The 13984-nt window shown below is 66.3% G+C and carries 10 protein-coding genes and 5 pseudogenes; 7 read left to right on the forward strand and 8 right to left on the reverse strand.

Annotated features, from left to right (window positions below):
• The first annotated feature begins 150 nt into the window (after positions 1-150).
• Positions 151-576: a hypothetical protein gene (locus ACTVZO_RS42905; RefSeq protein WP_443304021.1), complete on the forward strand. Its 426-nt coding sequence runs from the start codon at positions 151-153 to the stop codon at positions 574-576.
• 565 nt (positions 577-1141) lie between these two features.
• Positions 1142-2191, forward strand: a pseudogene (locus ACTVZO_RS42910) (IS256 family transposase); the annotation flags it as partial.
• A gap of 77 nt (positions 2192-2268) precedes the next feature.
• On the opposite strand, the gene ACTVZO_RS42915 reads toward ACTVZO_RS42910, so the two are convergent.
• The 5 genes from ACTVZO_RS42915 to ACTVZO_RS42935 form a co-directional block, all read right to left on the reverse strand.
• The gene (locus ACTVZO_RS42915) at positions 2269-2988 is read right to left on the reverse strand and encodes an IS6 family transposase (protein WP_443304022.1); all 720 of its coding nucleotides are present in this window, start codon (positions 2986-2988) and stop codon (positions 2269-2271) included.
• 34 nt (positions 2989-3022) lie between these two features.
• A complete protein-coding gene (locus tag ACTVZO_RS42920; RefSeq protein ID WP_443304023.1) occupies positions 3023-3643 on the reverse strand; it encodes an IS5 family transposase in 621 nt (206 codons plus the stop codon).
• A 108-nt stretch (positions 3644-3751) separates the two neighbouring features.
• The gene (locus tag ACTVZO_RS42925) at positions 3752-4630 is read right to left on the reverse strand and encodes a hypothetical protein (protein ID WP_443304024.1); all 879 of its coding nucleotides are present in this window, start codon (positions 4628-4630) and stop codon (positions 3752-3754) included.
• A gap of 79 nt (positions 4631-4709) precedes the next feature.
• Positions 4710-5432: an IS6 family transposase gene (locus ACTVZO_RS42930; protein ID WP_443304059.1), complete on the reverse strand. Its 723-nt coding sequence runs from the start codon at positions 5430-5432 to the stop codon at positions 4710-4712.
• A 482-nt stretch (positions 5433-5914) separates the two neighbouring features.
• Positions 5915-6310, reverse strand: coding sequence for a hypothetical protein (locus tag ACTVZO_RS42935; RefSeq protein WP_443304025.1), 396 nt, complete (start codon positions 6308-6310; stop codon positions 5915-5917).
• A 110-nt stretch (positions 6311-6420) separates the two neighbouring features.
• On the opposite strand from ACTVZO_RS42935, the pseudogene ACTVZO_RS42940 reads away from it, so the two are divergent.
• The 3 genes and pseudogenes from ACTVZO_RS42940 to ACTVZO_RS42950 all read left to right on the forward strand — a co-directional run.
• Positions 6421-6780 (forward strand): annotated as a pseudogene (locus ACTVZO_RS42940) (IS6 family transposase); the annotation flags it as partial.
• Between the two features lies 1 nt (position 6781).
• A pseudogene (locus ACTVZO_RS42945) lies at positions 6782-7156 on the forward strand (transposase); the annotation flags it as partial.
• A gap of 118 nt (positions 7157-7274) precedes the next feature.
• Positions 7275-7895, forward strand: coding sequence for a MarC family protein (locus ACTVZO_RS42950; RefSeq protein WP_443304026.1), 621 nt, complete (start codon positions 7275-7277; stop codon positions 7893-7895).
• 9 nt (positions 7896-7904) lie between these two features.
• Here the strand turns inward: ACTVZO_RS42950 and ACTVZO_RS42955 are convergent.
• Positions 7905-8191, reverse strand: a pseudogene (locus ACTVZO_RS42955) (transposase); the annotation flags it as partial.
• 445 nt (positions 8192-8636) lie between these two features.
• On the opposite strand from ACTVZO_RS42955, the gene ACTVZO_RS42960 reads away from it, so the two are divergent.
• On the forward strand, positions 8637-8831 hold the full coding sequence (locus tag ACTVZO_RS42960; RefSeq protein WP_443304064.1) for a hypothetical protein: 195 nt from the start codon (positions 8637-8639) through the stop codon (positions 8829-8831).
• Positions 8832-9181: 350 nt separating this feature from the next.
• Here ACTVZO_RS42960 and ggt read toward each other — a convergent pair whose 3' ends face one another.
• The gene (ggt, locus tag ACTVZO_RS42965; protein ID WP_443304027.1) at positions 9182-10897 is read right to left on the reverse strand and encodes a gamma-glutamyltransferase; all 1716 of its coding nucleotides are present in this window, start codon (positions 10895-10897) and stop codon (positions 9182-9184) included.
• A 256-nt stretch (positions 10898-11153) separates the two neighbouring features.
• Positions 11154-11825, reverse strand: a pseudogene (locus tag ACTVZO_RS42970) (IS6 family transposase).
• Between the two features lie 288 nt (positions 11826-12113).
• On the opposite strand from ACTVZO_RS42970, the gene ACTVZO_RS42975 reads away from it, so the two are divergent.
• Positions 12114-13784 (forward strand): alkaline phosphatase D family protein, encoded by a 1671-nt coding sequence (locus ACTVZO_RS42975; RefSeq protein ID WP_443304028.1) that lies wholly within the window; start codon positions 12114-12116, stop codon positions 13782-13784.
• Positions 13785-13984: the final 200 nt, after the last annotated feature.

The raw sequence follows: 13984 nt of genomic DNA on the forward strand, positions 1-13984 counted from the left end.
CAGCACGCACGGCATGCGCGGCGCACCCCGCGGGCCAGGACAGCAGCCTGCCTGGCCACATCTCCCGATCGCTTGGCTCAGGGCACCAAAAGGACCGTGTTGTGCACGTCGCTCGCGGATTCTCCAAACCCCCACCCACAGGAGCACAGGATGCGTATTCGACTCGCCCTCGGCTCCGCCGCCACAGCCGCAGTCGTGCTCACGACAGGTGTAGCCGTGGCAAGCGCAGCCCCGACACCCGGATCTTGGACCATCTCCATTGGTGACGGAACGCTCAAGCATGATGGAACCAGTCCGCTCCATGTCGTCATTGATGTCCCGGTAGAGGTCAACTGCCCTAAAGAAGCCGGCACTCAGAAGATCGACCTGCGCCTCTCTCAGGGCACCGGACACGAGAACCCGCTTGCCCGACTCTCCCTGGACGTCCCCTGCACAGGCAGCCCTGAGCACAAGGTGGCAAAGTTCTCAGTCAACCCGGCCCCCGCCAAACCCTTCAAGGAAGGGACCGCCCTCGTGAACTGGTACTTCATCAGTCCCGGCCTAGCTGGCCACCAAGACATCACGCTCTCGCGCTGAGCTGGGGCGCGGGCGGGAGTCGAGTCTCACCCTCCGGTCACTGTTTGTCGCAATTGGTGGGGATCGAGACCCCTCTGGCTGCCCACAGGCGGCCCGGCCAGGCGGTCGCGGCGAGCTGGCAGACAAGTCGGCTAGCGTCCGGCATCGTCCGCAGTACCACACCCCCAGCTAGGAGCATCACCGCAGGTCAAAGCTGTCTCCAGGGAAAGTCCCTGCGGACGCTGCGCCCTCCCTCGGCACGGCCGCGAGACGAAGAGGCCACCGACGCGCGGCCGGGTGGCCTCTTTCATACGGCTGCCAGCGGGCGACCCCTGGGGACCAAAACGGTCAGAGACATCGGGCGGTTGCCGGTTCCCGGTAACCGCCCCACGGCGCCTCGGAAGGAGGCCCGGCGTCACGGGCATCACGGCAGCTGTGACGCCCGAGTCATGCAGGTCCAGGGCACCAAGGCCGACCGACCAGGCCGTCACGCGCAACGCGGAGCAACGCCGGGGCGTCACACGGGCCTGTAAATGGAACGGTGCAACTCCGATCATGGAGGATTGCACCTGTGACCAGCGAGAACATAGCTATAGCGTCTGAGGCTGGGGCCTCGTCGGTGGCTGTCGATGACCGGTTCCTGAACGAGCTCGTGGCCCGGGCTCAGGCCGAGGGCCTGTAGCTGACGGGCGAGGGCGGTCTGCTCCAGCAGCTGACCAAGCGGCTGCTGGAGTCCGCTCTCGAGGGCGAGATGACGGACCATCTCGGTTACGACCGGCACGACTCCGCGGGCAAGAACGGCGGCAACTCGAGGAACGGCAAACGCTCCAAGACCGTCGTCACCGACGTCGGGCCGGTCGAGATCGACGTGCCGCGGGACCGCGAGGGAGCGTTCGAGCCGCAGATCGTGAAGAAGCGTCAGCGTCGGCTGACCGGCGTCGACGAGATGGTCCTGTCGCTCTCCGCGAAGGGCCTCACCCACGGCGAGATCTCCGCCCACCTGGCCGAGGTCTACGGAGCCCAGGTCTCCAAGCAGACCATCTCCACGATCACCGACTCGGTGATGGAGGGCATGGCCGAATGGCAGGCAAGGCCCCTCGACCGCGTCTATCCAGTCGTGTTCATCGACTGCATCAACGTGCAGATCCGCGACGGCCAGGTCGCCAACCGCCCCATCTACGTGGCTCTCGCGGTCACGGCCGAAGGCCACCGCGACATCCTCGGGCTGTGGGCCGGCGGCGAAGGCGGGGAAGGAGCCAAGCACTGGCTGCGGGTCTTGACCGAGCTGAAGAACCGCGGAGTGGAGGACGTCCTGATGCTGGTCTGTGACGGCTTGAAGGGCCTGCCCGACGCGGTCGGCGAGGTCTGGCCCCAGACCGTCGTCCAGACCTGCGTCGTTCACCTCCTTCGCGCCTCGTTCCGCTATGCGGGCCGCCAGGACTGGGACAAGATCGCCAAAGCTCTGAGGCCCGTCTACACCGCTCCCACCGAAGACGCGGCCACCAGCCGGTTCCTCGAATTCTGCGAGGAATGGGGGCAGAAGTACCCGGCGATCGTCCGGTTGTGGGAGAGCGCCTGGGCCGAGTTCGTCCCGTTCCTGCAGTTCGACTCGGAGATCCGCCGGATCGTCTGCACGAGGCCTTGTCACGTTGTCGGTGGTGTGGCTGGTTGATGGTGCGTCAGGGCATGATGGGGCCCGGTCTGGTCCAACGCTCAGGCCGTGGCGAGCACGCCGGCGGCGCTGGTGATCTGGTTCCAGATGGTGAAGCGGCCCCTCATTTCGAAGCGGTACCGGCCTGCAGTCATCAGGTGGCGGTGGGGCCGGAAGTGGGGTGAGATCCCGGTGAACGCCGACAGGAACCGCTGCGCCCCGCCGACACTGCGGAATCCTTTCATCGTCCGTTCCCGCTGCCGGGTGGGCTGGTGGGAGTTCTCCGCCCGGTTGTTCAGTCCCTTGTGGGAGCGGTGTTCCACCGAGGGCATCACCTCCCGGTGCGCAGCCCCGTAGGAGCGAAGCTTGTCGGTGATGATCACCCGGGGTACCTGGCCGGTGGTGGTGAGGAGCCGGCGGAAGAAACGCCTGGCCGCAACCTTGTCGTGCCGGTTCTGGACCAGGATGTCGAGGACGTTCCCGTCGGCATCGACGGCGCGCCACAGGTACTTCTGCACTCCGCGGATCTTGATGAAGACCTCGTCGAGGTGCCACTTGTCGCCGGGTCGCGGGCGCCTGCGGCGCAGGGCGTTGGCGTAGGTCTGGACGAACTTCAGACACCACCGGCGGACCGTCTCATACGAGACGACGATGCCGCGCTCGAGCATCAGCTCCTCGACCTCACGGAAGGAGAGCGGGAAGCGGAAGTACAGCCACACGCAGTGCGCGATGATCTCGACCGGGTAGCGGTGATTCGCGTACGACGGCGCACTCGACGACACGTACGGCCCCCTCCACAGACGGACAACCCGAAGATCATCCCACCCCGCCACCGACAACGTGACAAGCTCGGATCCGGCGTTTGCGCAGCTCATCGCGGTTCGGGTTCGAGTCGTAGCCCTTGTCGCCGAGCAGGGCCTCGGGGCGTCGTCGGGGCCGTCCGGGCCTGCCCGCGACGGGCGGAATGCCGTCGGCCAGGGCGAGCGTCTGGGTGACGTCGTTGACGTTCGCCGCAGTGGTGATGACCCTGAGCGGAGTACCACGTCCGTCGCAGATCAGGTGGTGTTTGCTGCACGTCTTCCGCCGGTCGACCGGCGACGGACCGGTGTCGGATCCCCCTTTTTCCGCCCGGATGTGGGAACCGTCCACGCAGGCCCGTGACCAGTCGAGCTGGCCCGCCGCATGCAGCTCGGCGAGCAGGATCCGGTGGAGCTGGCCGAAGACCCCGGCCTTCTGCCACCGCTCCAGTCGCCGCCAGCACGTCTGTCCGGAGCCGAACCCCAGCTCAGGCGGAAGCAGTTGCCAGGCGATGTCGTTGCAGAGCACATACAAGATCCCCTGCAGGCACAGCCGGTCCGCCACCGGCCGCGGCCCCGGTGACCGCTCCGGCCAAGGCGGCAGCAACGGCTCGATCAGCAACCACAAGTCGTCGTCCACGATCCACCGGCGAGTACTCACACCCTCCCGAACGGCCGAATCGTCACACCGGTCAGGCCCACCAGGCCACTTCAGCAAGATCCTGTTACAAGCTCTTAGTATGAGAAATCAGTACCTGCGGCAGTAATGTCGGCTATTGCGATGGTTTTGACTTTGCAGTTGATTTCGACGCTGTTCCCGATGGTGTACAGTGCAGGTATCGTCCGCTTCCACGATTGCCTCGTCCTGGGCGACCACAATGGTGCCCGCGCGTGCGACGATACGTGCCTTGCCTCCTGCTTTGATGTAGCAGCCGTCGGCTACAATGTGGGCATATGATTCGCCGTAGCCGTACCCGCCCAGGGCGTCGATGCGGGCACCACCAGTGGCCCAGACGGTACCCTGCCAGGCGATGACGCGTGCAGGGCCTTGAGCTTGCACAGTGGCCTCGACCGCCAACATCCTCACACACCCATTGTCCGCGATAATCTCGGACTGGCCTTCGGCAGTGACCACGCCCCTGCCGTGAGAATGGAACGTTCCCCCGCTTACGAACGCCTCATATCTGCCGTACGCGTGAGTCTCGCCACCAGTACAGTGCAGCCGGCGGTGGGTGTCAGTGGCGTGGACGATGCCGCCGGAGATGTTTGCGGTTCCGCCGGTCATGGTGACATAGCCGCTGCGGCAGTCGACAGCCGCGTTCCGAGCGGTGACTGTGGCCCACTCTTTGACGGTGATGTCAGCGTCGGTGACGGTTACGTCAGAATTCCCCATGGCTTCGACGACGATCGGGTAGTGTGGGCCGTTGATCGTGAATTTGCCGTCGCCTTTCGTGCTGTTAAGGCGGATCTTTCTGATGCCGTTTCTCAGGATGGCTTTGTTGTATCCGGCTTGGGTGTAGACGGTCCGTGTGGTCGGCTCTTTGACCTCTGGATAATATTCTTGCGCGTCCTTGCTGGTGGCGCGGAGCCGGGACGCGTCTTCATCCGGGATCTGCCAGTAGACCAACTGGCACTGTCACGTTGTCGAGGGCGTGATCGCCTGAGGCTGCGTCAGGGCATGGCGGGGCCCGGTTTTGGTCCCTGGTTCAGGCGGTGGCGGGCATGCCGGTGGTGCCGGTGATGTGGTTCCAGATGGTGAAGCGGACTCTCATTTCGAGGCGGTACCGGCCGGCGGTCAGCAGGTGCCGGTGGGGGCGGAAGTGGGGTGAGATCCCGGTGAACGCCGACAGGAACCGCTGCGCCCCGCCGACGCTGCGGAACCCTTTCATCGCCCGTTCCCGCTGCCGGGTGGGCTGGTGGGAGTTCTCCGCCCGGTTGTTCAACCCCTTGTGGGAGCGGTGCTCGACCGAGGGCATCACCTCACGGTGCGCAGCCCCGTACGACTTCAGCTTGTCGGTGACGATCACCCGGGGCACCTGTCCGGTGGTGGTGAGGAGCCTGCGGAAGAACCTGCTGGCCGCGGCCTTGTCGCGACGGTTCTGGACCAGGATGTCGAGGACGTTGCCGTCGGCGTCGACGGCCCGCCACAAGTACTTCCGCACCCCGCCGATCTTGACGAAGACCTCGTCCAGATGCCATTTATCGCCCGGCCGCGGGTGCCGCCGGCGCAGGCTGTTCGCGTACGTCTGGCCGAACTTCAGACACCAGCGGCGGATGCTCTCGTGGGAGACGGTCACGCCCCGCTCAAGCATCATCTCCTCCACCTCCCGGAAGGAGAGCGGGAAGCGGAAGTACAGCCACACACAGTGCGCGATGACCTCGGCCGGGTAGCGGTGGCTCGCGTACGACGGCGCACTCGACGACACGATCGGTCCCTCCCCAGACGGACAACCCGAAGATCATCCCACCCCGCCACCGACAACGTGACAGCACCGTCAGCCCAACTACCCGGCTCGACCAGCAGGTTGGAAAAGGCTCAATGTGACAGTGCCCCGCCCATTGCAAGGATTCTCTTGTAGGCGTGTGCCCACGCTTTTCCGCGGCGGACACCCCGCAGCCTCGTGACCTGCACCGACACCCGGGGGATCATCCGTGCCCACGAACTGCGGAACTCAGGGGATAGAGCCCCCTGGTTAGCCCAGAAGTGTATTAGGCTCCGAATAGCCGTTTGCCGGGAATTTTGAGCAGTGGAGAGTTAGCGAAAACCCAGCGTCGGCAAGTGACGAATTATGAATGCGCCCACTGTTGTCACGGTACCCAGTGACGAATCCGTCACTAGTGTCGTTGGCCCAATTAGCATTGGGTCCACTGACAACCAGGTTGATCGGTTGGAAGCCAGGCGTCAGAATGTTCAGCTGTACTCCCTGCTGGATAGCCCAGATAGGGAAGAGGGTGGTATCGAAGTACGTCTGATTGCGCAGATACGGCGCGGTTGCCGGACAATCGGCTGCAGGGAAGCCAACCGTCGTGTTCGAGAGGACGGGGAATGCATCCGTGGTAAAGGTCCGTCGGGGTCGTCGGTTACTCCGAGTCCGGTGACGGCGTGTCCTTGTCCGGTGGTGGCGTTGTTGCCGTATTTGATGCTGCCGCAGGCGTTGTGGTTGTGGTTGCCTTCGACGTGGATGTAGCAGATGTTGCTCTTCCCGTCCTTGTTGTCACCGTTGTTGTCGGCGTGTGCGGTGGTGGTGATTCCGGTGAGGGCGAGGAGGGCTGTGGTGATGGCGAGTGTCCGGCGGGTGTAGCGCATCCCTTTTTTCCTTTTTTAGCGTTGGGTGGGGCGTTTGTATTTTGTGGGTGTGTGGGTGTGTGTTGGGGGAGGCGGGCCGTGGGCACCGTCACGTTGTCGGTGGCGGTGGGATGATCTTCGGGTTGGTCTGTCTGGGGAGGGGCCCGTTCGTGTTGTCGAGGAAGCTGTTGTACAAGAATCACCGTTACCCGGCCGAGGTGATCGCGCACTGTGTGTGGCTGTACTTCCGTTTCCCGCTCTCGTTCCGTGAGGTGGAGGAGTTGATGCTCGAGCGGGGCATCGTCGTCTCGTATGAGACGGTCCGGCGGTGGTGTCTGAAGTTCGGTCAGGCCTATGCCAACGTGCTGCGCCGCAGCCGCAGCCGCAGGCGCAGGCGCCTGCGGCTGGGCGATAAGTGGCACCTGGATGAGGTCTTCGTCAAGATCGGCGGGGTGCAGAGGTACTTGTGGCGGGCCGTCGACCAGGACGGCCGTCGAGGGCCTGCTCTTCCCGCACGCGGCCCAGGTTCTGCGGATCCAGCGCCGTCGCCGTCTCTACGGGGCGAAAAGATGGTCCAGCCAGACCGTCTACGCCATCACCGACCTGCCCGCCGAGGAAGCGAACGCAGTCGAGATCGCGTCCTGGGCTCGCGGGCACTGGACCGTGGAAAATGCCGTCCACTGGTGTCGAGATGTCACCTTCAACGAGGACAAGTCCCAGGTCAGGACCCACAACGCGCCCGGCGTGTTCGCTGCCCTCCGCGACCTGATCCGCAGCGCGCTCAAGCTCGCCGGCTACGTCAACACCGCTGCCGGACGACGAGCCCACATCGAGCGCCCCCGCGTCCTCACCCACAACGCAACCTGAACCGGTCCGTGTTCGACGCTGACGCGGCCGGAGAGAATTACAGGTACTCCGTTACATGTCGTGCGACTACCTGGGAGTTACGCTGGTCTGGGTCTACTGCGGGATTGGGGCGCAATAAATGAAAGACGTGGCAGTCTCTCTGGGTGTAGCTTTCGCTGCGCTCTTTCCCATTGTGGATCCAATTGGGAACATTCCCACCTTCCTTGCGCTCACGCCCTCAGCGACCCACTCATATCGTAAAGCGGTGGCACTGAAAGCGGTTGCGTCCGCCATGCTCGTGCTTGTGGTCTTCCTTGCAGTCGGCCACTTCATCCTTGAGTATTTCGGCATCTCTCTGGCTGCCGTCGAGTTCGTCGGCGGGCTCATCCTGGGCTACACAGGGTGGCAAATGCTTTCACAGCCGCTCACACCGGCTAGTGGGCAGCAGCCTTCCGGCGTGATCTACTTCACACCGTTGGCCTTTCCGCTGCTGGCAGGACCCGGAGCCCTGGCTGTCGTACTTGGCTTCTCTAACCGCGTCGACAGCTGGCTCGACTTTCCTGGCTGGTTGGCAGGCATTGCCCTGGTCCTGGCAGTGACCTACCTTGCCTTCGTACACGCGGACCAGGTCCTGACTGCGGTGGGACCCACCGGCATCGACGTCCTGAACCGCATCATGGGCCTGATCGTCCTCTTCATCGCAGCCGAACTCACCTTCCACGGGATCGCTGACGAGTTTGGTCTCACACGCGCCGGATAAGAAGTCGTCTCATGTGGTGAGTCTCCGGTAGCAGATGAGGGTGCAGGCGAGGGTGCAGGCGAGGAAGTGTTCGGCCTTGCGTTCGTAGCGTCGGTGGAGTCGGCGGCAGCCGGCGAGCCAGGCCATGGTGCGCTCGACGACCCAGCGTGTCGGCCCAGGCGCTGGGAGGACTCGATGCCGCGGCGGGCGATGCGGTGGGTGATTCCGCGTCCGCGTAACCATCGCCGCAGGTGGGCATAGTCGTCGGCCTTGTCGGCGTGCAGCTTTCCCGGGCGCCGCCGGCGGGGTCCTCTTCGGTACCGGGGGAGCCGCCTGCTTGCTGTCGATCGCGTCGGCCAGGACCTGCTCCAGGACCTCGCACCGGCGGCGAGCCTCCCACAGCGCTGCCCGGGCCAGCAGGGGCACGATCCCGGCGGCAGGACGGCCGCGATGCGTACGCGCGAGCTCCGCGAAGGTAAGGGGCGCCGTAGGCACCCTTGCTGTCCAGGAGGAGCCGGTCCAGTTACTCCCCGCTCACGCTGATCTCGCCCATCACCGTACCCCTTCCCGCGCGGGCCGGCTGCTCCAGTCCCTCACCTTACGACGCTACGGACCCGCACTGACAAGGCAGACTCCCCGGCAGGGGCACCGGTCCCGCAGGCGAGACGGCAGGCGGGCGCTGCACGGCGCCGGGTGCGCTGTCCGGGCCGATACCGCGGGCGTCGAGCAGGTCGGGGTGGCTGGCGCGCACCGCATCGGACGATGCGCGCAGTTGGAGGACATTCACTCGCCGGCCCGGCGGGCGCAGCCCGCCACACCTCGCGACTGCTCGCCCGCCGTATCCAGCACGTGAACGAGGAGATCGTCGAGCAGTCTTCCGGCAAGACCCAACGCCGCCGTCTCAACCGCGGCGGCGACCGCCAGGCCAACGCCGCCCCCACCCCAACCGCACCTTGACATCCATAGGGGTATCAGCATCCACCCACGGTGTCGCTGCCAGGCCGGACGGCCGGCCGTACCTGGCCTGTTGACGGAAGGGCGCCGCGCCCTGGCCGGCGTCAGCGGCTCCCGCGCACCACCATCGCCGAACCGCCGCCGCGGCGGTGCGGCTCTGCGACCGCCGCGACCCGGCCGTCGGGAAGGAACTCCAGCGCGGCCACGGCACCGATCTCCGGCGAGGGGGTAAAGGTACTGGGAGCCAGGACGAAGGCGTGCCCCAGTGAGCTTCTTCAGCGGCCGCCCCATAGGGTGAACGGCCCTGTGGAGCTGACCGGCCTCTGTCCTGCAGTGGTCCTCGCCTTCACGGGTCAGGCCCTCACCCGATCGGTGTCCACTCTGAAAAGGCTCAGTGTCTCCAGCCGCCCGCGCTCGGGCGAGTCGAGGAAGGCGGGCTCGGCGTCGGTCACCGTCCGGTTGCGCTGGGAGATCCGCGGCGCGGAGACGGCTTGCTGCAGCGTCATGTCCAGGTCGAGACGGTTGACGAGCGTCTGCAGTACCGTGGTGATGATCGTTGACCCGCCGGGCGAGCCGATGGCCAGCATCGGCTTGCCGCCGTCCAGGACGATTGTCGGAGACATGCTGCTGCGCGGACGCTTGCCGGGGCCGGGCAGGTTCGGGTCGGGCACCCCGGCGCTCAGAGGGACGAAGCTGAAGTCCGTCAGCTCGTTGTTCAGGAGGAACCCGCGGCCGGGCACGGTGATGGCCGAACCGCCGGTCTGCTCGATCGTGAGGGTGTACGAGACCACGTTGCCCCAGCGGTCAGCCGTGACCAGGTGGGTGGTGGAGGGGCCCTCGTACGGTTCCTCGCTGCCGGTTCCGCGGGTGCAGGCCGAGCCCGGCACCCGCGGGTCGGCCGGTGCCAGCGGGCTGGTCAGCGCGGTGTCGGGACGGATCAGGCAGGCCCGGTCCTTCGCGAAGCCCTTGGACAAGAGTTCCTGAGCGGGCACGTCCGAGAAGGCGGGGTCGCCGACCCAGCGGTTGCGGTCGGCAAAGGCGATCCGGCTGGCCTCAAGGTAGCGGTGGAGCATCTGGGTCCCGTCGCCCTGCGACGGGCTGAAGCTCTCCAGGATGTTCAGGGCCTCACCGACGGTGGTCCCTCCCGAGGAGGAAGGGGCCATCGAGTAGACGTCCCACGCGCGGTACTTGGTGTGCGTGGGCTCCCGGCGCACGGCCGCGTAGCGGGCGAGGTCGCCGCGCTCCATCAGCCCCGGGCGGACCACGCCGTCGGCCCCCGGAGCGACCGGCGGGTGCTGCACCGTCCGCACCACATCGCGGCCGATGTCGCCGTGGTACAGCGCGTCGACGCCCTCACGGGCCAGCTCGCGGTACGTCCGGGCGAGGCCGGGGTTGCGGAACCGGGAGCCCACGATGGGGAGCTGCCCGTTCGGCAGGAACAGTGCGGCGGTGGAGGTGAAGTCGCGGAAGCGTTCCTCGTTCATCGCGGTCTGGGCGCGGAACTCTTCGTTGACGACGAAACCCTCGTCCGCGAGCCGGGTGGCCGGCCGCAGGGCCGACGCCAGCGGGATCGTGCCCCAGTCCTCCAGGGCCTTCTGCCAGGTGGCCGGGGTGCCGGGGACCCCCACGGACAGGCCGGAATTGACGGCCTCTGCGAACGGGATGGGCTTGCCGGTGGCGGGGTCGACGAAGGAGTCGGAGCGCATCTTCGCCGGCGCGGTCTCCCGCCCGTCGATCGTGCTCACCCTTCCGGTCGCGGCGTCATAGCGGACGAAGTACCCGCCGCCCCCGATGCCCGCCGAGTACGGCTCCACCACGCCGAGCGCGGCCGCGGTGGCCACCGCGGCGTCGACGGCATTGCCGCCACGCCGCAGTACGTCCAACCCGGCCTGAGTGGCGTACGGGTTGACGCTCGACACCGCTCCGCCGCTGCCGATGGCGACATCCTGCTTGCCGGGCGGCTGTATCGCGGTGCCGCCAGAGGGTGCTCCGAGGGCACCAGCGGGAGTCAGGACGGGGAGCAGCAGCGCGGCCGCGGCCGCGGCGACGACGCTATGACGGACAGCCAAAACATCCTCCAGTGAACCAGGTTGGCGAGAGGGGGGGTGACGGAACCCTGACACCGTCCGTACACGCGGGCAACGCCCCACCACAAAATTTGCGCGTCTCCTGAGGTTTCCGGCCAGTAGGACCTGATCCGCTTCACGATCTGGAACCACGTCACGGGGGCCGCCGGCATCCTCCGGCACAGGCGTTGTCACGTTGCCGGGGGCGTGACCGCTTGATGGTGTGTCAGGGCGTGGTGGGGCGTTGGCGGTCTGTTGTTCACGCCGTGGCGGGCATGCCTGTGGCGCCGGTGATGTGGTTCCGGATGGTGAAGCGGACCCTCATTTCGAAGCGGTTGCGGCGGGCGGTCATGAGGTGGCGGTGAGGTCGGAAGTCGGATGAGATTCCGGCGAACGCGGACAGGAAGCGTTGTGCTCCGCCGACGCTGCGGAATCCTTTCATCGCGCGTTCGCGCTGCCTGGTGGGCTGGTGGGAGTTCTCGGCCCGGTTGTTCAATCCCTTGTGGGAGCGGTGCTCGACCGAGGGCATCACCTCACGGTGCGCAGCCCCGTACGACTTCAGCTTGTCGGTGACGATCACCCGGGGCACCTGTCCGGTGGTGGTGAGGAGCCTGCGGAAGAACCTGCTGGCCGCGGCCTTGTCACGCCGGTTCTGCACCGGGATGTCGAGGACGTTGCCGTCGGCGTCCACGGCCCGCCAGAGGTACTTCTGCACTCCGCGGATCTTGATGAACACCTCGTCGAGGTGCCATCTACCGCCCGGCCGCGGGCGCCTGCGGCGCAGCGCGTTGGCGTACGTCTGCCCGAACTTCAGACACCACCGCCGCACTGTCTCGCAGGAGACGACGACGCCGCGCTCGAGCATCATCTCCTCGACCTCACGGAAGGAGAGCGGGAAGCGGAAGTGCAGTCACAAACAGTGGGAGATGATCCCGGCCGGGCAGCGGTGATTCGCGTACGACGGCGTGACAGGCGACACGAACGGACCCCTCCCCAGACGGACACTCCGAAGATCATCCCACCCCACCACCGACAACGTGACAGCACCCGAGCGGGGCGTCGTCGTCCCTCGCCTGCCCTGGCAACCTGGTGAAAAGCACCGCCGAGAACGTGACCAAGCCTCCTTGTCGGATCTGCATCCGACTACGACTATGGTCCGCCCGTGCCGCGTCGTTCGGTGGATGTACCAGGGGAAGCGCGTGCCGCTAACGTCCCGTCCGTGATCAACAATCTTGCTTCCTTCAGTGCCTGTTCGAGCGGCCCATCAGGCCCCCGGCGCCGTACCGTCGTCCTGGGTGCCGCGGCCACTGCCGCACTCACCCCGTTAGCAGGCCTGGGCCCCGCTCGGGCCGCCGAGGCCGTTGAGCCTTCCTTCCTCCACGGGGTCGCTTCCGGTGACCCTCTGCCCGATGGAATCCTGCTGTGGACCCGGGTCACTCCGGCCCCGGATGCTGTGCCCGGATCGGGCCGTGGCGCCGACGTGACGGTGGGCTGGGAGGTTGCTGCTGATCGAGGGTTTTCCCGGATTGTGGCCGCCGGTACCACGATCGCGAGCGCTTCCAGCGATCACACGGTCAAGGCGGACGTACGGGGTCTGCAACCCCGTACCCCGTACTGGTACCGGTTCACCGCAGGTAACGCCGTTTCCCCCGTCGGCCGGGTGCTGACCACCGCCGCCGCCGGCACCGCCACCGACGGAGTGCGGTTCGGTGTGGTGTCTTGCGCGAACTGGGAATCCGGCTACTTCTCGGCCTACCGGCACCTAGCTGGCCGCGGCGACCTGGACGCGGTCCTGCACCTGGGTGATTACATCTACGAGTACGGCACCGGGGAGTACCCAAAAGCGCAAAACGTAGTGCGGCAGCACGAGCCGAAGCACGAGATCATCTCCCTGGCCGACTACAGGGCACGGCATGGCATGTATAAGACGGATGCTGACCTCCAGGCACTGCACGCGGCCCACCCCATCGTGGCGATCTGGGATGACCACGAATTCGCGGACGACACCTGGTCCGGTGGCGCCGGGAACCACACCCCGGGATCCGAAGGCGACTGGGCCGCCAGGGCCGCCGCTGCCAAGCAGGCGTACTTTGAGTGGATGCCGGTGCGTACCTCCGTCGCTGGCACCGTCTACCGGCGGCTTAGTTTCGGCAGTCTGGCCGATCTGCACCTGCTGGACCTGCGCTCCTTCCGGTCGCAGCAGGTCAAGACGGGCAGCGGCTCCGTGGACGATCCCGGGCGCACGATCACCGGGCGGGCCCAGCTCGACTGGCTCAAGTCCGGGCTGGCCTCCTCGAACGCGACCTGGAAGCTGGTCGGCACCTCAGTGATGATCTCGCCGGTGGCCTTCGGCTCGCTGCCCGCGCGGGTGCTGAAGCCACTGACCAAACTGCTCGGCCTGCCGGCAGGCGGTCTGGCGGTCAACGTGGACCAGTGGGACGGGTACACGGACGACCGCAGGGAACTGCTGAACCACCTGAGCGACCGGGGCGTCAAGAACACCGTGTTCCTCACCGGTGACATCCACATGGCCTGGGCCAACGATGTGCCCATGGACATGGCCACCTATCCGGCCTCAGGCACGGCGGCCACCGAGTTCGTGGTCACCTCGGTAACCTCCGACAATCTGGACGAGATGCTCGGCGTGCCGGCCAACACCGTCTCCTTGGCGGCCGAATCAGCGGTCAGGGCCGCGAACTGGCATGTGAAGTCGGTGGACATGGACGCCCACGGCTACGGAGTGCTCGACGTGACGGCGCACCGTACACAGATGGACTACTACGTCCTGTCCGACATGCGCCGACCGGACGCCACGGCAGCATGGTCCCACTCGTACCAGACACTGAACGGGACCCAGAAGCTCGAGCGCGCCGAGCAGCCCGTTCTCTGACAATTCGGGAGTCTGTAAGTACCGGACTGCCAAACTAAAGGCTGGTTCGCACTGATCAGAACCCGGGCTCGACCCCTTACAGCACAAGAGGCCAGGCACCCGGGGCCGGGGTGCCTGGCCTCTTGTGCTGTGCAAGTACAAACGTCAGTTGCGGGGACGGGCCGCGTTGAACGCTCTCCTAGGTGCTGTCACGTTATCGG

Origin of the sequence: Streptomyces sp. IBSNAI002 (assembly GCF_052244475.1) — a bacterium.
Lineage (GTDB): Bacteria > Actinomycetota > Actinomycetes > Streptomycetales > Streptomycetaceae > Streptomyces.

What these genes read in the sequence shown, in the direction of transcription:
- ACTVZO_RS42905 (WP_443304021.1), top strand. Translation starts at nt 151, where the DNA reads ATGCGTATTCGACTCGCCCTCGGCTCCGCCGCCACAGCCGCAGTCGTG.
- ACTVZO_RS42935 (WP_443304025.1), bottom strand. Translation starts at nt 6,310, where the DNA reads ATGCGCTACACCCGCCGGACACTCGCCATCACCACAGCCCTCCTCGCC.
- ACTVZO_RS42950 (WP_443304026.1), top strand. Translation starts at nt 7,275, where the DNA reads ATGAAAGACGTGGCAGTCTCTCTGGGTGTAGCTTTCGCTGCGCTCTTT.
- ACTVZO_RS42960 (WP_443304064.1), top strand. Translation starts at nt 8,637, where the DNA reads ATGCGCGCAGTTGGAGGACATTCACTCGCCGGCCCGGCGGGCGCAGCC.